The sequence below is a fragment of the Campylobacter sp. genome (assembly GCF_052170435.1).
Taxonomy (GTDB): domain Bacteria; phylum Campylobacterota; class Campylobacteria; order Campylobacterales; family Campylobacteraceae; genus Campylobacter_A.
In genome coordinates, this window is sequence record NZ_JBQNAN010000004.1 from 42,498 (window position 1) to 63,555 (window position 21,058).

Below are 21,058 nucleotides of genomic sequence, written 5' to 3' on the forward strand. Positions count from 1 at the left end.
ATGGAAAGTGAAAGTATATGCACAATATTTTGAATTTAATGGACTTAAATATAGACTAAATACTATTTTGCAGTTTGGAGATAGTTTTACACATATTGGAAATATTATTTTGGCAAATCCTGGAAGCTCTAAGCCAGTGGGAAACATTGATGAAATTTCAAAGGGATCAATAAAAACCTTTTATGATTCCTTTGAAGGGCGAAAATTTAATGACTTAAATTGGTATGAGTTTAGTGTTGATACTACTATGCGAGTAGTCGAAAAAATTTTTAATGGCAGTTATATTACCGATAAACCGCTACAATTAAACGGCGTCGTTCAACTATTTAATGCTTTTAATATAGCCAATCCAAACTTAGACGAAACTCTTAATAATATACCTAGAGATAGCAATCCATATATTATTACTCCAAATATTGCAGATTTTATAGCTGATAAACCAACCTATATAGGATTTTCTCATGATGTTTTATATCATAAATATGATTATATAAGAAAAATTCCTCAAAATATTTTTGAGTCAATGCCATCAAAAATAAAAAAATTTTATGAAAATAATATAGAAAAAACCTTTTATCATCCAATGTATATATCTCGTACATATCGTCATAAAGAAAATATAAAAAACGATCTAAAACGTTTTTTTAAAATAGTAAATGACTTCAAATAATATTTTAAGATTAAGGCAAATAAACTTTCACTATTTATTTTGCCTTAAAAACAGCTGTAAAATTTTATAGATGACTATATCACAAAATAGGCTATAACGTTTTTTAAATTATTTTTCCGCGTTTTTAAAATTTGCGGTTTTGGTATCGGCAAATTTGAGTGAAATCACACTCCGCACTTGACTATACGCAAAAATAAATCCAAATCTGGCAAAGTCAAATTTAACTGATTTTGTGCATATTTTGCTTAAATTTTTGCCTTGTCGCCGCACAGTTTCGACGACTCTATTCAACCCGCCAAATTTACGACCGACTGCCGAGCAAATTTAACCGCCGAATTTATCAAAATTTAAAATCCGAAACAGACAAATCTACGCCGCCGGCCGGCTCAATCGATGAATAAAAACCGATAAAGCCCGCCGCAAGCGACGCAAATTCGTCAAATTTGACTCAAAATTAGCCTCACGCGTCCTTGCCGTTTATCGCGTACGCCGAGCGTAAAAACACGTCCGTACCCGATAGTAGCGCGCTCTCGTCAAAGTCAAACGCGCCGTTGTGATGCCCTGCGGCGAGCTTGGTACCGATCATCAGATAGCCGCTCTTGCCGCCTGCTTTTTGCACGGCGTGCATAAAGTGCGCGAAGTCCTCGCAAGCGCCGAAATTTAGATCCCGCACGATGAGCTCGTCCTTGATAAAAGGCGACTGGCGCGCGGCGCGCTCGTAGATATCGGTGATCTCTTCGCTACTATCGCCTCCGCTCGTGCCGCCGGTTAGCTTCACGTCGTACTGCACGCCGTACATCTGCGCGACGCCCGCTACGATATCCATGCATTTTTTAAACATAAACTCATTTAGCTCGGTCGTTTCACCGCGCGTTTCGCAGGCGATGTAGCCGTTTGGCGCGATGACGTTTCGCCCCTCGCCCGCCCTCAAAACGCCTACGTTTATGCGCGTGACGCCGTCAGCATGGCGCGTGATACCGTGCATGGCTAGAGCCGCCTGAGCTGCGGCTAGCAGAGCGTTTGCGCCTTCTTGCGGAGCGCCCGCCGCGTGAGCCGATCTACCCGTGAAATTTACGTCAAATTTCGACGTAGCAAGAAGCTTGTTCGTACCGCAGATGATGCCGCCGCTAGTTTTCGCCTGAAAGCCGATATGGCCACCCAGTAGGTAGTCCACGCCCTCTAGCACGCCTGCTTGCTCCATCGGCACGGCGCCTCTGGTGCCCTCCTCGGCTGTTTGAAATATAAATCTAAATTTGCCCTTAAAGTCATCCAAATTTTGCGCGATGAGTTTAGCCATCGCTAGGCCTATCGTGATGTGCCCGTCATGCCCACAGGCGTGCGTGATGCCGTCTATATCGGCTCTAAAGCCCTCTTTAAACGGTCTATGCGCCTCATCCTTACTCTCGGTCACGTCCACTCCGTCGATGTCGAATCTAAACGCAAGCGTCTTACCCGGTCTACCCGTATCAAGCTCGGCCACCACGCCCGTTAGCCCATCCTCCATCACGGGCAAAAACTCGCGCTCATCGGCGCTTAGCAGGCTTTTTGCGCGTTCTAGATACTTCTCTTTATCTTTTTCGCTACCTAGCCCTGCTCTGGCTTCCGGCTTCATTATCTCGCGTCCCATTTTTAGGCTGTAGCCTAGCTTTTTTAGCTCGCTAGCGATCTTTGCCGTCGTAAAAAACGTGAAAAATCCGGTCTCGGGATGCGAGTGAAAAAACCGCCTATTTTTCACCATTTCGTCTTTTAGGGCTTCGACTTTTGCTGCTACCTTGTCCATTTGTCGCTCCTTAAAATTAAAATTTTATTATTTTTCTTAAGGCTAGATTATACACCAAGATTAATTTTAAAAGCTTAAATTTGAGCCCAATAATGATAAATTTAATGCTGATTTTTCGCGAGCCGACCTGTTTGTCGTAAATTTGATTTTTTGCCAGTGGATGCTTTGGTCGTTTTTTAAACCGCGATTGGCGCCAAAGCGGTGCGGGTAATGCGAGGTAAATTTATATTTTGGGGAGTGGTTTTAAAGACAAATTTAGGGCGTTAAATTTGAGGTCAAATTTAAAATTCGCACCAATTTTGAACTCAAATTTAAAAAACGAGACAAAGAGGCAAATTTAACTTCAGTTGTCGCGCAGACCGACTAGCCGCAAACAAACTCCGCGCAAAAGCTCAAATTTACCCCTTAAACAGCTTATTTTATGTTATTTTTTAGCTTCATTATCCGTTCATAGGATTCCTCAATACGCTCTTTTGGTATCTGTTTGGCGCCCACCGCGTCCACGACTAGCTGCGTGACGAGCTCCGCAGTCCTACGCCCATCTATCTTGTAGTCACTAAAGAGCATCACGTCACCGCCTGCGTTGATAAAGTTTATCACTTTTTCTTGCAGCGTAAAGTCCTTTAGTCCGCCCATGAGCATGTCGTCGCTGATGACTACGCCGTCAAATTTTAGCTCGCCGCGTAGCAAGCCGTCGATGATCGCCGGCGAGAGCGAGGCCGGTAGCTCGGAGTCGCGCTGCATGAGGTAGATGTGGCCGACCATTATCATTTTAGCTTCGTTTTTGCGAATCGCGTCAAAATACGGCTTAAGCTCGCCGTAGTCGAAATTTTCTATCACGACCTTGGCCGTGTGGCTGTCGGCCTCGACGTTGCCGTGTCCGGGGAAGTGCTTCATCGCAGCTATCACGCCGCGAGCTTGCGAGGCCTTCATAAACTCGCTCGCATACAGCGAAACCTCGTCTATATCGGCACTAAACGCCCTGCCGCGCGAGCCGATGATGGTGGATTTTGGATTTAGCACGTCGGCCACGGGAGCGAAATTTACGTTTACGCCGACGTCTTTTAGCTGTTGCGCCATCTTAGCGTAAAGCTCGCCCGCAGCGGCTAGATCGAGCGTTTTTGCCACTTTTTGCGCCGAGATAAAGGTTTCAAATCCGCTCTTGTCCTTAAATCTCGTGATCTGCCCGCCCTCCTCGTCGATAGCGATAAAAATGCCTTTTTGCGCCTCTTTAAACGCGCTTGTTAGCGCCTTGAGGTTCTTTTTGTCCGAGATATTTTTACCAAGCAGCATCACGCCTCCAAAACGCTGATATTTGGCCTCCGAGACAGCTTCTTTGGCGGTTTTGGGATCAGAGCCGTTGAAGCTGACCATTATCATTTGGGCTATCATTTTGCGAAGCGTCGGTTTTTCTTGCGCTTGCGTATCGGCAGCGTTTAGCGCAGTCGGCAAACCCGCTAAAAATAGCGCCGAAAAAAGCGCGGCGATAAATTTTTTCATATCTTTCCTTTTTTTTGTTTTTGCGGATTTTACACTATTTTGGATAAATTTAAGGACTCTTGACACTGTTTGGACGGGCTGGTGCGGCAAAGCGATAAAATTTGAAATCTATAAATTTGTTACAAGCAAAAAAGTGCTTAAAAATGACCAAACAACTGTTAAGGAAAAATTTTTAACACAAATTTGATCTTGGAGACTTTGGCGATACTCTTACTTGATTGATATTTATGTTTGGGTGGTATGAATATTGTTGTTTTGATTTTGCTTTAACAGCTAAAAACGACATAAACAGAGCAGGTAAACATCGTGTCAAATTTAACTTTTTTTAAATTTGCGAATAAAATTCGTTCAGGATTTGCGGTTTTTAAAATTTAAATTTAGCCACGAAGCAGGCAAATAGCAGTCCTACAAACCAAATTTACCTCCGCCGCAAAATGCGTGTTTTAGCCAAATTTTATTTTTTACTTAGTAGATCTCTCAGGCTTTTTTGCACGTCTTTGCCGCGCAGCATCGCCGCGACCTCGTTTACTATCGGCGTATAGATGCCCTTGCCGGCGGCAATCTTTTCTATCGCGTAGGAGGTATCCACGCCCTCTGCGACTTCGCCTAGATCGTTTAGGATTTTATTAAGACTCTCGTTTTTAGCAAGTCCCAAGCCCACGCGGTAATTGCGCGAGAGTACCGATGAAGCCGTGAGAAAGAGATCGCCCGCCCCGCTAAGCCCCAAAAAGGTCTGCTGCTGCGCGCCGAAATACTCGCCAAATCTCGCCATCTCGACAAGTCCGCGCGAGATGAGGCTAGCGCGAGCGCTGTTGCCAAGCCCGAGCCCGTCGCAGATACCGCCCGCGATAGCGATGACATTTTTATACGCACCCGCGATCTCGGCACCGATAACGTCGCTGCTAGCGTAGGCTTTGATATTTTGTGGGAAAAGTCCTGAAATCTCGCGCGCAAGAGCTTCGTTTTTGGAATTTATCACGAGCGCGCACGGAAGGTCATTTTGTATCTCCTTAGCAAAGCTCGGACCCGATAAAAAGGCCAAATTTGACGCGTCTACGTGTTGTTCGTAAATCTCGTCTAAAAAGCGAAGGCTGGAGGTTTCGATGCCCTTTGAGGCGACTAAAATTTTCTGCCCGAAGTTTTTAAAATGCTCTTTTAGCCAACCGCTAACGGACTGAGAAGGTATGGCAACGACGAGCAGATCGCGCTTTAGCGCCTCCTCTAGGCCTACGAAATGCGTGCCTTCAAGCTGCCTACGCGAGCTGATGACGCAGTCGTTTTTTTGCGAAAGCGCATGAAAAAGCGCGCTGCCCCACTTCCCCGCTCCGATGATGGCTATTTTCATTTTTTCTCTTTTTTGTGATTTACGTTTATTTTAGCTAATTTGACCGGCCTGCCTGCAAGCTCAAGCCTTGCTTTTGCGAAAATTAAACAGCTTAAATTTGACCGTGCCGCTCGTCTCCATAAAATAAGAAATTTGGCGCCGTAAATTTACTTTTTGGGCCAAATTTGACCCAAAAACCCGCGTCGCCAAATAACGCTAAATGGCGACGCAAGTCAAATTTATCCTAGTTTTTCTTTTAAAAGCTCATTTACTTTTGCAGGGTTAAACGCGCCCTTACCCTCTTTCATCGTTTGCCCGACGAAAAATCCGAAAAGCTTGTCCTTGCCGCTTTTATACTCGGCGACCTTGTCGACGTTCGCGCTTAAAATTTGATCTATTATCGCTATGATGGCCGAGTCGTCGCTGACCTGCTTTAATCCCAATTTTTCGATGACGACGTCTACACTCTCGTCATTTTCCATAAGATAGTCAAGTACCTCTTTTGCCGCCTTGGCGCTTATCGTGCCGTCTTCGATGCGGCGCAAAAGCTCTATCATCTTAGCCGAATTTACGGGCGAAGTCTCGATCGTAGCGCCGTTTTTTAGACGACCCAAAAGCTCGACGATGAGCCATGTTACGGCAAGTTTCGGCGATATTTTAGCCTCTACAAGCTCCTCGAAATACTTCGCCGTCTCCACGCTGCTCGTTAAAATCAGCGCGTCATCTTCTTTGACGCCAAGCTCGCGCTCGTATCTAGCGACCTTTTGCTCGGCAAGCTCGGGGATCTTGATCGCTTCGTTGTACATCTCCTCGGGGATCTCGACTGGTAGCAGGTCGGGATCGGGGAAATATCTATACTCGGCGCTATCTTCCTTGCCTCGCATAGAGCGCGTGACTAAATTTACAGTATCAAAAAGGCGCGTTTCTTGATAAACTTCCTCATCGTATTTGCCGTCTTCCCACGCCGCGCTTTGACGCTCGACCTCGTAGTCGATCGCTTTTTGGATAAATCTAAACGAGTTTAAATTTTTAATCTCGACGCGCGTGTAGAGCTTGCTGTCGCCTTTTGGGCGGATGCTGACGTTAGCGTCGCAGCGAAAGCTTCCCTCTTGCATATTGGCGTCGCTGATGTTTAAAAATCGCAAAATCGAGTGCAGTTTTTTTAGATACGCGACCGCCTCGTCGGAGCTGCGCAGATCAGGCTCGCTCACGATCTCAAGCAGCGGCGTGCCGGCGCGGTTTAGATCGACTAGGCTCTGTCCGCTCTCGTGGATGTTTTTACCCGCGTCCTCTTCAAGGTGTGCGCGAGTGATACCGATGCGCTTTTTCTCGCCGTTTACGTCGATAAAAAGCTCGCCTTTTTCTACTATCGGTATCTCAAACTGCGAAATTTGATAGGCTTTTGGAAGATCTGGATAAAAGTAGTTTTTGCGGTTAAAAACCGAGCGCTTATTTATAGTTGCATTTACCGCCGCACCGAAGCTTATCGCCTTTCTTACGGCCTCTTTGTTTAGTACCGGCAAAGCTCCGGGTAACGCCAGGCAGGTCGGACAAACGTGCGTATTTGCCTCATCGCCGAAGCTCGTGGAGCAAGAGCAGAAAATTTTAGTTTTTGTATTAAGCTGAGTGTGAACCTCAAGCCCGATAACGACTTCAAACATAATTTGCCTTTTATTTAAAATTTAGGGCTTATTTTAGCAGGATTTTTATTTAAGTTAGATAAAAAGAAGGGGTTGCGCCCGCCGATTTTTAGCGTATTTTAGCTAGCGGACGCGTAAATTTAAATTTTAGTGCTCGTCGTGGCTGATCAAGATCGCGCCGGCAAGATACACGTAAGTAAGAATCATAAAGATAAATGTCTGCAAGCACGCCATAAACGTAAGCAAAACAAACGCCGGAAGCGCAGCGTAAGACGCAAGAGCAAGCACGACCAAAAGGAACAAATCATCGCCCTTGATGTTACCGAAAAGTCGGAAAGAAAGCGATACGACGCGAGACAGATGCGAAACAATCTCGACGATAAACATTATCGGAGCTAGCCATTTATTAGGCCCCATAAAGTGCGCAAAATACTTAACTACGCCGTTTACTCTGATGCCTTCGTAGTGATAAAACACAAAAACCACGAGCGCTAAAGTAAGGGTCAAATTTAAGCTCGAAGTCGGAGCCTCAAATCCAGGTATTATGCCTATTATGTTACTTACGAATACGATCAAACCGATGGTGGCGACTAGCGGCAGATATTTTCTAGATAATGTTTCGTTGCCTAGCACATCCTTGCCCATGGATACGACGCCTTCTAAATACGCTTCGAGGATATTTTGCGTTCCGCGAGGCACGAGTTGCAAATTTTTAGTTGCAAATTTTGCCACGATGAGCACGATAACCGCGACCAAAATGAGATGTCCCGCGTAATTTACCGCGTGGATAACGTGCTCGTTGTCGGTAAACAAAGAAGCGATCCAACCTGTAAACAAAAACAAATTTTCTTGCATGGATTAACCTTAGATTTATGAAATTTAACGGCAATTTTATCCAAATAAACGTTAAAAGTTTTTTAAGCTTACCTCAAATTTCGCCCGAATTTTAGCTTTTTTGCAAAATTTTGCTCAAATTTTGTTGCCGTTTTTTAAAACTACCGCTCACGCGAAAAATCTATCGTAAACGAGCTTTAGTATCGTCGCGCCCACGACGGCTAAAAACACGACTCTAACAAATTTAACGTCCTTTTTCATAACCATATTCGAACCGAAATACGCGCCTAAAACCTGTCCCGCGCCCATCAAAAATCCGACCGCCCAAAGCATATGTCCGCCCGCGATAAAGACGGCAAGAGAGACGATGTTGCTGGTAAAATTTAGGATTTTCGTATGCGCGACGGCTTTTTTCATATTTAGCCCGATGAGCGCAACCATCGCAAACGTCCAAAAACTGCCCGCTCCAGGCCCGAAAAACCCGTCGTAAAAGCCTAAAATAAGCCCGAATATCACGTAAAAGGCTCGCGTGTTCATACGGGCGACTCTATCCTCGTCGCCGACCTTTGGCATCAAAAGCGTATAGATGAAAATCGCTATCAAACAAAACGGGATAATAACGCGCAAAAACTCGGCGCTCAAAAACAGTATAAGCACCGTGCCGACGCATGCGCCGATAAAGGTAAAAACGATGCCGATAAACACTTCGCGAAAATTTATCATCCCTTTTCGGGCAAAATTTAGCGCCGCGGTGAAGCTACCGAAAGTGCCTTGAAGCTTGTTCGTAGCTAGCGCCACGTGAGGCGGCACGCCCATCGCCATGATCGTCGGTAGGGCAATCAGTCCGCCCCCGCCCGCGATCGCATCTACAAAACCCGCCGCAAAGGCCGCCGCGAAAAATATCAAATACGCCGTAACGCCGAAGTCAAAGTCCATTTTCGCCCCTTCAAAAAGCAAAATCATACTACGAAAAATTTAAAAAATTTATAAAATTCGGCTTTTTGTTTTACTGCGGTTAAAATTTAATAAAGCGGCGAGTAAATTTTGCCGAACGGGGTTAAATTTAGCGGTTTAGGTTGCGGTGCATTTTGTAAATTTTGCGGGCGCGCTCGGCAATTTTTTGAAATTTTAGACAAATTGTGCAAATTTGAGTTCTATTTAACGGCGGCAAATTTGATATAGTTTTTAAAATTTAGTTTGCAAAACCGCGCGGACAAAATTTGGATATTTTAGAAAATTGATTGAGATTTTGCATTTTCGAGATGCGGGTTTAAAAATATACAAGACGCTAGATTTAAAGCCGCGTTAAATTTGACCGAGTATGAAAAAGAAGTTCGCCGACCGCCGAGAGCGGCAAATCGGCGAATGCGGGATTATTTTATAACGCCGCAAACCATTCTAGCGCCGCCGCCGCCAAGAGGCTTTGGATGGTCGCTGTGGTTATCGCCGCCGACGTGGATCATTAGCGAGTGGCCTTTTAGCTCGCCCAATGTTTTGATTTTCGGAGCTAGGACTGGATAAACCGCGTTACCCTCGGCATCGACGAAAAGCGCAGGCAAATCGCCCTTGTGGCCGTTGTCGTCCCATGCAAACGAGTGTTTTTTAGTGTCGCTTGGATCCCAGTGACCGCCCGCTTTCATACCTAGGCCCTTCTCATTTGCGCCGCAGTCGGCATTTTGATGCACGTGAAATCCGTGCGCGCCGCCCTCAAGGCCTTTAAGATTCGGGAATAACGCCACGCCGTAGTTAGTCTCAATCGCTACTACCTCGCCAACGACGGTGTTGCCTTTTTCGCTTAGTTGCTCCATAGTGACGACTAGGTGCTTGCCTGCCTTTGGATCAAAGACTTTTTCCTCATGCGCAAGAGCGCTAGTAGCGAGTAGGCAGCCTAGAGCCGCGCTAGCTAAAACGATTTTTTTCATTTTTTCTCCTTAAAATGTAATTGCAAGGTAACTATAGCCTAAATTTGATTAATTTAGGCTTTAAATTTTCTTAAATTTAAAGCGCCGCGAGGACTTAAATTTGTCTCCGTTTAGCGCAAGGCAAACCCGTCAAATTTACCTTATCTCGCTTAAAATTTGCGCTAGTTCGCCGCTTTGGCCGATGCGGTAGAGTGCGAAGTCGTATTTGATCGGATCGTCGGGGTCAAATACGCAAAGCTTGTCCGTTAGCTCGCACACAGCCTTAAAATCATAGCTTTTGCGAGAGATTAAGCCCAAATTTAGCGAAACTCGGTGCGTATGCACGTCAAGAGGCATGAGGAGCTTGCTTTTTGGCAGGCTTTTAAATAGCCCAAGGTCGATGTCGCTATCTCGCACCATCCAGCGCAAAAACATATTGTAGCGTTTATACGGGCTTTGCGGCGCTTTTTCGTAAGGCTTACCGAAAAAAAACTCATATCCCTCCGAACGGTAAGGGTTTAGCGAATAGATAAATTTAATGAGCTCGTTTATACCGTCTATCATAGAGCCATTTTTTTCAAAGCCCGCTCTCACCGCACTCTCGATGTCGCCGTGCTTTTTTAGGCGCGAAAAGGTGATAAAAATCTGCCGCACGTCCTCGCAGCTTTGAAAGCGGTATTTGTGCCGCGTCAAATTTGAAATGATTTGCTCCTCGCTTTTATCCAGCAGCGAGAAGTCGAGCGAATTTAGGAAATTTACGATTAGTTTTGCGTTGCCGTAAGCAAAAAGCGCGCAGACAAGCGAGATCTCGGGCGTTTTAAATTTGCTAGCGACTTGTAGCGGATCGGCGGCGGCAAACAAGTCCGCATGGGTATTTTTAGAGATTACGTTTTGATCCAGGAGAGTTTTTAAGTCCATTTTTAGCCTTTTTGGCTGAGATTTTAAACCAAAAAGGCTAAAAGAAATTTAAATTTATTGTTTGACGGTTAGCAAGGTATCGAGCATCTTTTCTACGGTCGTGATGATTTTGGCCGCTGCGCCGTAGCTGCTTTGAAAGCGTATGAGATTTGTTAGCTCCTCGTTTAAATTTACGCCGCTAACTGACTGATGCTCTGACATCGCGACCTTGTGAATGGCTGCGTTTGCGTCGTTTAGGTCGTTGTTTGCCTGCGTCTCGCTAGCTAGATCGGACGTGATGTAGCGGTAGTAGCCCTCGATGCTCTCCTGTTTATCCGCGTGTTTGTTGGAGTAAAACACGATTTTATTGTATTGCAGCTGCACCATATCGTTTGCGACTTCGTTGTTGCCCGGAGTCGGATTTGAGTAGGCTTTTAGCTTGTGCGGATTTTCCATCAGCTCGCTTTTTACGCTCATGTTTTTGGCTTTGTCGCCCTCAAATACCCTATTTAGCCCGATGATACCCGGGAAATTCGTGCCTTTATCGATGAAAGCAACGCTGTATTCGCCGGCGTTTCTTTTCGGTATGACGCCAAACGTTCCCCTGCCCGTCGCCGCGTCGTACTGATAGCTTGCCTGAAAATAATCGTCCACGTCGTTTAGCGAATTGTTATCGCCATTGTCGTCGGTGTCTGAGTTAAAGTCGCGCACGATAGAGTTACCGCGAGTATTGTCGTTTATCGAGGTGGAGGCGTTTATGTTGATCGTTTTGCGAGCGACCTCTTGGCCTTGGTTGTTATAAACCACGACGTCAAAGCTACCGTGCTTGATGTCGTTATTAAAATTCATGAGCGTTCTAGAGTTGCTTAGGTCTTTTATCTCGTCGGTTACGGCGTTTTCTACAGCCGATCTTGCGTAGATATTGTTCGTCTCGTTTATGATGCCTTTGGCAAAGGTATTTAGATTGTCGATGTATTTTTGTATCGTTCCGTCCTGAAACTCTCCGCTATCATCCATCCTGCGTCCGCGCAGATCCAATGCCGAGCCCAGTTTACCGCCCTGGATACGTCCGTTTAGATCGACCTTTTTGCCGTCCTCTCTTTCAAAATAAACGCCCTTAAATTCGCTCTTGCCGTTCATTTTATCTATCTTTAGCGGGTGATAGGTCACGCCGTCAACTATATTAAATCCCGAGATATTTATCTGATGCTTAGTGCCTATGTCGGTTACTGTAGGATCGACGTTAGTGCCTTGCAGTTCGCCCTTAAACACGCTTATGCCAGCAAGCTTTGACATAGCAAGCTCGAGCTGATCGCGTTTGTCGCGCAGATCGTTGGCTCTAGTGTTGCCCACGGACTCGACGCGCACGATCTCTTTGTTTATCTGCGCGATTTGCTTAGCGTATTTATTTATTTCATTTACGGTAACCTCTATCTGCGAGTCCACGTCTTTTTGTATCTTAGTTAGCATGTCGCTAGCTTTGTTGATGCTGGTTGAGAGCGTGCTAGCGTTATTTAGCAAATTTATCTTTTGCGAGCCCTCGGTCGGGTTTGAGGCAAGGTTGTTCCATGCGTTGAAATAATTTTGCAGATCTCTGCCTATGCCAACGCTTTGTAGGTCGGGGAAGCGCTGCGAAATCTCCTCTAAAATTTGCTTTTTGTATTCGGTCGATTCTAAATTTATATTTGAAGTGCGAAGCCTAGCGAATGTAAATTCGTCATGCACGCGCACGACCGTATCGACCTGCGTACCTCTGCCGATATCGCCCGGGATATCGTGAAAAGGCTCTCTAGCAGACTGCACGACGCGCTGTCTAGTATAGTGCTCGCTGTCGGCGTTTGTGATGTTGTGTCCGGTCGTAGTGATCTGCGTTTGCGCGGCATCTAGGCCGCTCACGCCGATGTGCAAAGACGAAAATATATTAGCCATTTTTTAAACCCTCGTTTTAAATAAACTCTCCGGTCTTAGACCGTTTTTATCGTAGCCGCCGTCTTGCTCGCCTTTAAACATATTTTTTAGCAAGCTATCGAAAAATTCTTTCACTCCGACGACGTATTTTGCGTATTCTTTGTTTTTTGAGTAGAGCTCTTCAAGCTTTGAGCGCATAAGCGCGAGAGATGACTTTACCTCATCATCTAAGATAGAGCTTAAATTTGCCCCGCCGTTTTCCTTTGAGACCCTTAAAAGCTCTTTATCTAGCAGCGATTTTATAGATTCGAATTTTTTAACCAGCTCATTTTTGCGTCTGACGCTATCATCGACCTTGCTGTGGTCGGCTAGTTTTATTTTTTCTATATCTTCCGTAGTTTGAGCGATGAGCTCATCTAGTACGCCCATCGCCTCATCCAAATATCTTTTAAACATTTTTGTCCTTTCTTTTTACGCAAGGACAAAAAATCTTATAAAAGCGTATCGGCAACGGCTTTTGCAGTCTTGGACATATCTAGTTTATATGTTCCGTTTGCGATCTGCTCGGCTATCTTTGCGACCTTGCTTTCTTCTTTGCCTTGTGTTTTTTTCATGTTTTCGCTCTTTTTTACGTCGTTTGAGCGAGTGATTTGCTGAGGGCTCATGCCCAGTTTAGCTCCTAAAGTTCCTATCATTTTCAAGCCTTTTTAGATTTGCTAGAAACTAAATCGGCAAATTTTGAAATTTCTTAAGCCCTTTCTTTCAAATAATTGAATAAAAGTTCGCTAAAGCCCAAATTTCCGCTCAAAGCCCTGCTCATAGTATCGTTATACATCGAGTGATATATCTCGTCTCCGGCGTCTTTGCCAAATAGCGGATTTTCGTCTTTTAGCGCGATATCCAGCACGCTTTTAACCAAAAAAGCCTCAAAAGCGTCGGTTTGCTCTTTTAAAAGCGCGTCTTGCTCGCTCTGAGGCTTGTCTGCGCGCCTGTTTTCGATTGAACTAGTGGCAAATTTATTATACGAGCTTAAAGCCGCGGAAGTATCTACGTTTAGCATTATATTATCTCCAAATTTACGTGTATAGCGCCTACGCGTTTTAGATTTTCCATTATCGCGATGATATCGCTAGGCGTCGCGCCCATCTTGCTTAGCGCCCTTGCGACGCTAGCTACGGTTGTTTTTTCGCCGCTGATTTTTAGCATATTAGTTAGCGGATCAACCGCTGCGCCGTCTTGCAGATCGATTGTTTGCTGATTTGCCGCCATATCGTCGTATGAGCTAGGCTCTATCTTTATCGTGATATCGCCGTGCGTGATGACAACGGGATCAACTGTGATATTTATACCGCTTACTATCGTGCCCGTGCGCTCGTCGATTACGATTTTATCTAGCGCTTTATAATCCACGTCCAAATTTAACACCCTAGCTACGAAGTCGACCATGTTTGCCCCGTTTGGCTTAGCGATCCTGATCGTTCGCGAGTCGACGGCTACCGCGCTATCGCCGCCTACATTTAAATTTACCGCTCTTTGGATGCTTGAAGCGGTGTCGAAATTCGACTCTTTTAAGCTTAAAAATATCGCTTCTTGGTTATAGATATCGTATGCGATCTCACGCTCCACGATAGCGCCGCTTGGGATCGTGCCTGCGGTTACGTGGTTGCCGCCTTTGCTTCCTCCGCCGCGAGATGCCGTCTTGCCGCCTATGGTTAGCGAGCCCTGCGCTAGAGCGTAAATGTCGCCGTCCACGCCCTTAAGCGGAGTCATCAAAAGCGTTCCGCCCTGAAGGCTCTTTGCATCGCCGATAGATGAGATCACGACGTCGAGCTTATCGCCTTGCCTAGCAAACGGCGGCAGCTTTGCGATAACCATTACCGCGGCGGTATTTTTTGATTTGATGTCGTCTGGCTTGATTTTTACGTTCACGCTTTGAAGCATATTTGAAAGAGACTGGATCGTAAACTCCGAGCTACTGCCGTCGCCAGAGCCATTTAGACCAACGACCAGACCGTATCCGATCAGCTGATTTTCCCTCACGCCAACGACGTTTGCGATGTCCTTTATCTGCGCTGCAAAAGCCGATATAGCAAGGCTCAGCAAGCATGCCGCTAGTTTCATTTTCGTCCTTAAATTTGTATTTTCAAGGACTAAAAGCAATTAGTATTCCAAATTTGACGCAAGAATTTAAGAATAGTAGCTAAGCGAGGTGTTTCCGAATTTTTTAGATTTTAAAAGCGTGAACGAGCCGATGTTTTCAGGCAAATTTAAGTGGCTGGCGTGCTCGAAAGCGATCAGATAAATTTTGTCTTTTGGCAAATTTCGCGCCAAATTTACGCATTTTTCATAAACGTCCGCAAAGCCGTCCCTGATATCAAAAGGCGGATCAAGATACAAAATAACTGGCAAATTTTGCCTCGTGACGATGGCGGGAGTAGCGTCAAAAGTATCGCCGTTTATGACTTCTAACTCATCGCCGATAAGTTTAGCGTTTTGTAGCGCGATTTTATAGGCGTTTTTGTCGATTTCTACCGCGTAGGCCTTTGTCGCGCCGTTACTTAGCGCTTCTGCAGCCATCAGCGCGCTACCGCCGAAAGCCTCGATAAAAACCTTACCCGCTAGCTCGTAGCGAAACGAATCAAAAAACGAGCCTTTGACGATGCTTTTGGTACTTCGCGTAGTTTGAAGCGAAGGCAAAAGCAGCTTTTTACCTTTAAATTTGCCGCTTGAAATCGTAGCGTAGAGATTTTTCAACGAGCTTTCCTTAAAATCGCAAGTAGCTCTTCTTTAAATTTATCTATCAAATTTGAAACCTCAAGCTCCAAATTTGAACCGTTTTGCGGTGCGGCTTCTTCTTTTATAACAAATGCGGGCGAGGTCGTGCGAGAAGGCGCGATAGGTTCTGAAAACTGAATCGCCGAGTAAAACTCCTCAAGCGCGGAGACAAGGGCTTCTTTGCTAAAAGGGATTTTTAGATGAGGCGAGTGCTCGGCGATCACGAAAACGGGCTTTTTGGCCTCTATCTTTTTGTCTGCCACGATAAAATCGCAATCTTTTCTAGGCGAGATAAAATCTCTCAAAAATAGCCTTAGAGACTCCCCCAGCAAAATACAGTCGCATTCAAACGAAATTTTCACAAATTCTCCTTTTTCTCGCCTTGATTTAGGCTGGATTTTAACAAATTTATGCGAAAATTTAAATTAAGCAAAAAAATTTCCCGAACGGGGCTAAAAAAATTTGCAAATTTGACGATATAGAAGCTAGCAAATATTCAAAGGAGAAAATATGGAAATTTTCAAAGTAGCGAGCCAACCGATGGCAAACGTAGCTACAAGCTCGCACGCACAAAGCTCTACGCAAACTAGAGAGGTCGAAAGGACGCAGATCCAGCAAGACGCAACCCAAAATTTAACCGAGCAAAATAACGAAACGCTAAATGAAAAAGTAAAAGAAGCCACCGAAAAACTAAATAAACAAATGGAAGATCTAGGCACTAGCATACGCTTTGGCTACAACGACAAGATAGAGGCCATGTACGTAAACGTGATGGAGATGAAAACCGGCCACGTAATCCGCAAAATCCCGACCGAACAAGCCATGAAACTAAGCGAATATTTTAGAGAGGCGGTCGGAGTTTTATTTGACAAGGAGAGCTAAAAATGGCGCTAGGTAAAGTTTCTTCGCTTGGCTTTGGTAGCCAGGTTTTGACGCAAGACGTTATAGATAAGCTAAAAGCCGCCGATGAATCGGCTCAAATAAAACCCGTAAGTACTAAGATCACGGCAAACGCGACAAAGCAAAAAGATTTAACGGCTCTAAAAACGCTGATAGGCACTTTTCGCTCCTCGGTTTCGACCCTAGCAGACGATAGCTCGTATCAAAAAAGAACGACTAGCTCGGACGGCAAAAGCGCAGATATAAGCGTAAGCTCGGGCGTCGCGGTACAAGATATCGAGATAGACGTTAAACAACTAGCCAAAAAAGACGTTTATCAAAGCACCAAATTTGCCACCTCAAGTTCGTTTATCGGCAAAAACGGAACCTTTGGCGTAAAAGTCGGAGGGCAAACCTATAAGATCGAGGTTAAAAGCTCAACCACGCTAAAAGAGCTAGCCGATAAGATCAACGAGGTCACAAACGGCGCCGTTTCCGCAAAAGCGATGAAAGTGGGAGGCGAAGATCCGTATCAGCTTATATTGCAATCAAAAGAAACGGGCGCAGAAAACAAGGTCGAGCTAACAAACGTCGATGACGACGGCAACGCCCTAAGCGGCGCGGACGACGTTTTGGGTAAACTCGGCTGGGATAGCGCAAATATCGCAAATAATAAAATCTCGACCGCGCAAGACGCCGAGTTTGTCTACAACGGTATCACGATAAAACGAAGCGGCAACGAGGTAAAAGATCTAAATTTAGGAATGACGATAAAGCTAAAAGATACGGGCAAGACGACTTTTAGCGTCAAAGAGGACACGAGCGCGATAAAAGAGAGCATGCAAAGCATGGTAACGGCGTACAATAACCTCGTAAACAACCTAAAAGTCGCTACCGATTACGATTCGGATACGAAAAAATCGGGCACTTTTCAAGGCATAAGCGAGATAAATACGATAAAATCGACGCTAAACAAAATTTTGTTCGGCAATCAGACCTACACCAAGAACAACGTGACTAAGACGGCAAATTTAGCCGACTACGGCCTAAGTCTAAACAAAGAAGGTTTGCTAGAGCTAGATAGCTCAAAGCTCGGCAAAAAACTAGATGAGGATTTGCAAAGCGTCCAAAAGATATTTGCCGGCGGCACCACCTACGGCACGGCTCAAGTCCTTAGCTCAAAACCCATAGATAGCGGAGCGCTCACTATCGGCGGCGACGATCTCGTGATAAACGGCAAAAAGATAAATTTAGCCGCTACGCCTGCGTCAAATTCGGCAAAAGAAAATGCGCTGGCGCTACTAAAAGCTATAAACGACGCCGGGATACCCGGCGTACAAGCGACGCTAACCGCAAACGAAGACGGCATAATGCTAAAAACGACAAACGGTACCGCCATAGATATAAAAGGCTCTACCGCGGCGCTAAATGCGGTGGGCTTTAGCGAATCGACGGTAACGCCGAAAAACACGACCGTAAACGGGATATTTTCGTCAACCAAAAAGGCGGTAGACGGGCTAATCAACTCAAAAGACGGCTCTTTAACCAAATACGGCCAAAGCCTAGTAGACGAGAAAAAGTCGCTGGACTCGGAAAAAGAAAAAACGCAAAAGTCGCTGGACGCAAAATACGCCACGATGGAAGAGCGATTTTTGGCGTACGATAAGATCATCAGCAAGCTAAACAACGAATTTTCGTCGCTAAAATCGATGATCGAAGCCGAATATAATAAGAAGTAAAAGGTAAATTTATGCAATACAACACTGCACACGCGGCGTATTCGCAAAACGCGGTAGGCGGTATCGAGTCGCCTACTAAGCTCATCGAGATGCTTTACGAGGGCGTTTTGAGATTTATTTTTAGAGCTAGAAAAGCGATGCAAGATAACGACGTGGAGAAAAAAGTATATTTTATAAACCGCACGAACGCCATCTTTATCGAGCTTCTAAACTCGCTAGACTACAACCAAGGCAACGTCGCGCACTATCTAAGCGGCCTTTATACGAGGCAGATCCAGCTACTGTCGATGGCAAATATAAACAACGACGAGCAGAGTCTAAACGAGGTCGTGAGCGTAACCAAGCAGCTGCTTGAAGCGTGGAAAGAGACGACGAACGCGGGGCGGGCCGATGTGGCTGGATGAGCTAAAAATCGCCGTCGCTAACGATGACGCGGAGGCTATCGCGGCGCTAGCGGACGAGACGCCTAGTAAATTTGACAGCCTAGAGGATGCCCTGCAAGCTCAGGAGCTCCTGGGCGCAGCGATAAATTTGATACAAAAAAACAAAAACGAGCTCGGTAAAGAGCTAGAAAAACTAAAAAACGTAAAAAAATACATGGCGTCGTAAGCAAATTTGACCGCATTTACGGCGCTTTTATCTCAAATTCTCCTCTAAATTTTATCCCGCAAAGGCAAAATATGACGAAAAACGACGTAAATGACGCTTTAAAAAGCAAGTTCGGCGCAGAGATAGCGGGCGACTTTAGAGTGCTAAAGGAGCGCGAGTTAGCCAAATTTAACGATGAAGCGAAATTTGTCTTTGAGGGCGAGAGCGAGATACTGCGAGAGTTTTATATCTTTGCAGATACGGGCGTAGGCGATCTTTGGCTTGTCCGCCTAAATGACGGCAAGGTCGCTTTTTATGATCACGACGCCGGATATCTCTGCGCGTCAAATTTGGTTAAATTTGATCTGGATATGGCAGACTGGCTTAAGATCGCCGAGCTGTTTGGAAAATTTGAAACCATAAACGAGCCAAACTACGAACAAAAAACTAAATTTAAGCTAGCCGTTAGCGCTACGTGTCCGCAAATTTTAGAAATTTGGGATATTTAGGCTCCAAAACCATGCTTTACGCCGTTTCAAATTCAAACCCTGCCCGCAGCCATCAATTTTAAAGCCGACTCCGCCTCGTCAAATTTGATCAAATTTTACTTCGCCACTCGATCGCCCACAAAACCTCAGCTTAAATTTGCCAAAATCTCGCAAAATGCGCTGTCAAGATAGCGTTTTGCCGCAGTAAAAACACGTAAATTTTAAAATTTGATGAAATAAAAGTAGTAAAAAGGCATGGCGATAAGCCGAGTTCTGTCGTGAGTGATTATTTATCTACTCCAAATTTTACAATTTGGCTCTAGCGAAGGGTTTGACATAAGACTCAAAACCATCCCTTCTTGCTGCGAGTTGGGTTTATATAGCCGCCGCGCTTGCACGCCGCGCTGGTGGGCTCTTACCCCGCCGTTTCACCTTTACCGCCGAAGCGGCAGTCTGCTTTCTGTTACACTGTCCCTTGGGTCGCCCCAGCCATCCGTTAGATGGAACTCCGTCTTATTGCAGCTCGGACTTTCCTCTTTTGCCTACGCAAAAGCAATCACTTGCCATACCTTGGGCGCAATTATAGCTTTTTCGGGTTTAAGGATAGCTTTTGGAGCATTTGCCACGTTTAGCGTGATTTTCATAAATTTAGCCGCTTTGCAAAAAACTGGCGCCTTTAAATTTCTGCAGCTTTTGCGTCAAATTTTATACCAAAAAAACTCCGCATAGGTTTTAGCGTTATTTTCTATCCTTTTTAAAGAACTCAACTATCATTTTTTGATTACATACGTCTAAATACTTTTCCCTGCCGCTATCGCAAGATATCCCGTATCCTCTCGACTCGCTTCCAAAAGCCTTTATAAAGCTTTCGCCTAACGCTCCTTGGTATCTTACGTTTTCGTATATATTATCGGCTAGTATCCTGCCTGTTTGTCTATCTTTTATGATTCCGCCGTAGTTAAAACTTAGACCGATTAGGTCGTCAAGAAAGGTTTTGATATTTGGTGCCGGCTCTATGCGCCAGTCCGTCATCCTATTTTCTTTTTCCAATACCAACTCTATACCAGCTATCTCATCTTCATTGATTTCTTTGCGAGCTACGCATTTGTCTTTGTAAATTTGCTTGAGATCTTTTATATTGTATTTTATGTAGCTTAATATTTTAGACGGTTTTATATCTATCGTCGAGGCATTTCTATCATCAAGTAACGATCTTATCTCTCTGATTATTTTATCCTCGCTTTCATGATTTGATTGCAGTTGATTAAAAAATATATTTAATTCTTCATACGTTATCGGGATACTCTTTAAAAAGCCTCTTGTGCTTAACTTGGCTGATAAAAAGCACTCTTTTGCAGTATAGTCATCCAGATAAATTCTAAAATATTTACCGTTCGTGGCGGGATTTTTACTTTTTTCTTTGTAGTCTATAAAATTTACGTAGCCGTTTATCAAAGATATGAAATTCGCATCGGTCGTATTTGCAGGGAAATTTAGCCAATTGGTTGGATCTATCAAAGGAAAAGCGCTTCTATTCCATTCGACTATTTCTCTTTCTCCTGCATAATATCCTCTGCTAGTTGGGTTTTCGTAGACATTGATCTTTCCGTATAAATTTCCGTAGTAATGAAAAATAGCCAAGGCTATAAACCCGTCTGCAAAAAAACCAAAAACCAAACAAAAAGCCAAAGTAGTTTTCGTTTGCCTTTGGGGGCGATTAAAGCAACAAAAAAACTTACGATTAGAAGTGCTGCGGCGCCGTGCATATTTAATCCTTTTTAAGAGCAAATTTAAAAATACCTACTGCAGTCAAATATGGTCTCGCCACTAGTTTTAAATTTTAGCTAAATTTGGCTTCAAATTTAGGCTATTTTGCCGTTACGCTTGCTCGCTCGTAGTGCGCGATGATTTTGTTGTGTATAAGTAGCGAGATATAGATCATAGCACCAGCTAGGCAGAGTCTTAGTATATCCGCATCTTTGTGCCAAAAGACTAAATTTACGATGATGGCCGCAGGTATGAGAGCGTTATTCATGATAGCTAGAGTGCCGCTATCTACCTCGCATGCGCCTTTATTCCATAAAAAGTATCCAAGGCCGCTAGCTCCGATACCAAGCCGGAGCATATGCCGAGTT

The 21,058-nt window shown here is 44.8% G+C and carries 22 protein-coding genes, 1 other RNA gene and 1 pseudogene; 6 read left to right on the forward strand and 18 right to left on the reverse strand.

Features of this window, described 5'->3' with window-relative positions; genetic code table 11:
* The first annotated feature begins 7 nt into the window (after positions 1–7).
* Positions 8–670, forward strand: coding sequence for a hypothetical protein (locus tag ACTTJF_RS02820; RefSeq protein ID WP_315017026.1), 663 nt, complete (start codon positions 8–10; stop codon positions 668–670).
* A gap of 460 nt (positions 671–1,130) precedes the next feature.
* Here the strand turns inward: ACTTJF_RS02820 and ACTTJF_RS02825 are convergent, their stop codons facing one another.
* From ACTTJF_RS02825 to ACTTJF_RS02895, 15 genes are all read right to left on the reverse strand, one after another.
* Complete coding sequence (locus ACTTJF_RS02825; RefSeq protein WP_442550676.1) at positions 1,131–2,450, reverse strand: amidohydrolase; 1,320 nt, start codon at positions 2,448–2,450, stop codon at positions 1,131–1,133.
* A 414-nt stretch (positions 2,451–2,864) separates the two neighbouring features.
* Complete coding sequence (locus tag ACTTJF_RS02830) at positions 2,865–3,950, reverse strand: glycoside hydrolase family 3 N-terminal domain-containing protein (protein WP_442550677.1); 1,086 nt, start codon at positions 3,948–3,950, stop codon at positions 2,865–2,867.
* Positions 3,951–4,404: 454 nt separating this feature from the next.
* Complete coding sequence (locus tag ACTTJF_RS02835) at positions 4,405–5,295, reverse strand: NAD(P)H-dependent glycerol-3-phosphate dehydrogenase (RefSeq protein WP_442550678.1); 891 nt, start codon at positions 5,293–5,295, stop codon at positions 4,405–4,407.
* 218 nt (positions 5,296–5,513) lie between these two features.
* Positions 5,514–6,935 carry an Asp-tRNA(Asn)/Glu-tRNA(Gln) amidotransferase subunit GatB gene (gene gatB / locus ACTTJF_RS02840; RefSeq protein WP_442550679.1) on the reverse strand — a complete coding sequence of 474 codons (1,422 nt, stop codon included), beginning with the start codon at positions 6,933–6,935 and terminating at the stop codon, positions 5,514–5,516.
* Positions 6,936–7,061: 126 nt separating this feature from the next.
* A complete protein-coding gene (locus ACTTJF_RS02845; RefSeq protein ID WP_442550680.1) occupies positions 7,062–7,769 on the reverse strand; it encodes a F0F1 ATP synthase subunit A in 708 nt (235 codons plus the stop codon).
* Positions 7,770–7,916: 147 nt separating this feature from the next.
* Positions 7,917–8,684 (reverse strand): TSUP family transporter, encoded by a 768-nt coding sequence (locus ACTTJF_RS02850; protein WP_442550681.1) that lies wholly within the window; start codon positions 8,682–8,684, stop codon positions 7,917–7,919.
* Between the two features lie 437 nt (positions 8,685–9,121).
* Positions 9,122–9,670, reverse strand: a complete 549-nt coding sequence (locus tag ACTTJF_RS02855) for a superoxide dismutase family protein (RefSeq protein WP_442550682.1) — start codon at positions 9,668–9,670, stop codon at positions 9,122–9,124.
* A 135-nt stretch (positions 9,671–9,805) separates the two neighbouring features.
* The gene (locus tag ACTTJF_RS02860) at positions 9,806–10,567 is read right to left on the reverse strand and encodes a TIGR02757 family protein (RefSeq protein WP_442550683.1); all 762 of its coding nucleotides are present in this window, start codon (positions 10,565–10,567) and stop codon (positions 9,806–9,808) included.
* Positions 10,568–10,621: 54 nt separating this feature from the next.
* Complete coding sequence (gene flgK / locus ACTTJF_RS02865) at positions 10,622–12,475, reverse strand: flagellar hook-associated protein FlgK (protein WP_442550684.1); 1,854 nt, start codon at positions 12,473–12,475, stop codon at positions 10,622–10,624.
* 3 nt (positions 12,476–12,478) lie between these two features.
* Positions 12,479–12,910, reverse strand: a complete 432-nt coding sequence (gene flgN / locus ACTTJF_RS02870) for a flagellar export chaperone FlgN (RefSeq protein ID WP_442550685.1) — start codon at positions 12,908–12,910, stop codon at positions 12,479–12,481.
* Positions 12,911–12,945: 35 nt separating this feature from the next.
* The gene (locus ACTTJF_RS02875) at positions 12,946–13,149 is read right to left on the reverse strand and encodes a flagellar biosynthesis anti-sigma factor FlgM (protein WP_442550686.1); all 204 of its coding nucleotides are present in this window, start codon (positions 13,147–13,149) and stop codon (positions 12,946–12,948) included.
* Positions 13,150–13,202: 53 nt separating this feature from the next.
* Positions 13,203–13,514: a rod-binding protein gene (locus tag ACTTJF_RS02880; protein WP_442550687.1), complete on the reverse strand. Its 312-nt coding sequence runs from the start codon at positions 13,512–13,514 to the stop codon at positions 13,203–13,205.
* Entirely contained in the window at positions 13,514–14,575 is a 1,062-nt protein-coding gene (locus ACTTJF_RS02885) for a flagellar basal body P-ring protein FlgI (RefSeq protein ID WP_299027876.1), read from the reverse strand. Before ACTTJF_RS02885 ends, ACTTJF_RS02880 begins: the two co-directional genes overlap by 1 nt.
* 66 nt (positions 14,576–14,641) lie before the next feature.
* Positions 14,642–15,208, reverse strand: coding sequence for a 16S rRNA (guanine(966)-N(2))-methyltransferase RsmD (gene rsmD / locus ACTTJF_RS02890; RefSeq protein ID WP_442550688.1), 567 nt, complete (start codon positions 15,206–15,208; stop codon positions 14,642–14,644).
* The gene (locus ACTTJF_RS02895) at positions 15,205–15,591 is read right to left on the reverse strand and encodes a hypothetical protein (protein ID WP_442550689.1); all 387 of its coding nucleotides are present in this window, start codon (positions 15,589–15,591) and stop codon (positions 15,205–15,207) included. Before ACTTJF_RS02895 ends, rsmD begins: the two co-directional genes overlap by 4 nt.
* 148 nt (positions 15,592–15,739) lie before the next feature.
* On the opposite strand from ACTTJF_RS02895, the gene ACTTJF_RS02900 reads away from it, so the two are divergent.
* The 5 genes from ACTTJF_RS02900 (at position 15,740) to ACTTJF_RS02920 (ending at position 18,944) form a co-directional block, all read left to right on the forward strand.
* Positions 15,740–16,111, forward strand: coding sequence for a FlaG family protein (locus ACTTJF_RS02900; RefSeq protein WP_442550690.1), 372 nt, complete (start codon positions 15,740–15,742; stop codon positions 16,109–16,111).
* 2 nt (positions 16,112–16,113) lie between these two features.
* Positions 16,114–17,847 carry a flagellar filament capping protein FliD gene (gene fliD, locus ACTTJF_RS02905; protein ID WP_442550691.1) on the forward strand — a complete coding sequence of 578 codons (1,734 nt, stop codon included), beginning with the start codon at positions 16,114–16,116 and terminating at the stop codon, positions 17,845–17,847.
* Positions 17,848–17,858: 11 nt separating this feature from the next.
* Positions 17,859–18,251, forward strand: a complete 393-nt coding sequence (fliS, locus tag ACTTJF_RS02910) for a flagellar export chaperone FliS (RefSeq protein ID WP_442550692.1) — start codon at positions 17,859–17,861, stop codon at positions 18,249–18,251.
* Positions 18,238–18,456: a hypothetical protein gene (locus ACTTJF_RS02915; protein WP_442550693.1), complete on the forward strand. Its 219-nt coding sequence runs from the start codon at positions 18,238–18,240 to the stop codon at positions 18,454–18,456. The genes fliS and ACTTJF_RS02915 overlap by 14 nt, the downstream gene beginning before the upstream one ends.
* A gap of 71 nt (positions 18,457–18,527) precedes the next feature.
* Positions 18,528–18,944 carry a hypothetical protein gene (locus tag ACTTJF_RS02920; protein WP_442550694.1) on the forward strand — a complete coding sequence of 139 codons (417 nt, stop codon included), beginning with the start codon at positions 18,528–18,530 and terminating at the stop codon, positions 18,942–18,944.
* Between the two features lie 225 nt (positions 18,945–19,169).
* Here ACTTJF_RS02920 and rnpB read toward each other — a convergent pair.
* From rnpB to ACTTJF_RS02935, 3 genes and pseudogenes are all read right to left on the reverse strand, one after another.
* Positions 19,170–19,495, reverse strand: an RNA gene (rnpB, locus tag ACTTJF_RS02925) — RNase P RNA component class A.
* A 166-nt stretch (positions 19,496–19,661) separates the two neighbouring features.
* A complete protein-coding gene (locus tag ACTTJF_RS02930; RefSeq protein WP_442550695.1) occupies positions 19,662–20,564 on the reverse strand; it encodes a hypothetical protein in 903 nt (300 codons plus the stop codon).
* Between the two features lie 226 nt (positions 20,565–20,790).
* Positions 20,791–21,048, reverse strand: a pseudogene (locus ACTTJF_RS02935) (hypothetical protein); the annotation flags it as partial.
* Positions 21,049–21,058: the final 10 nt, after the last annotated feature.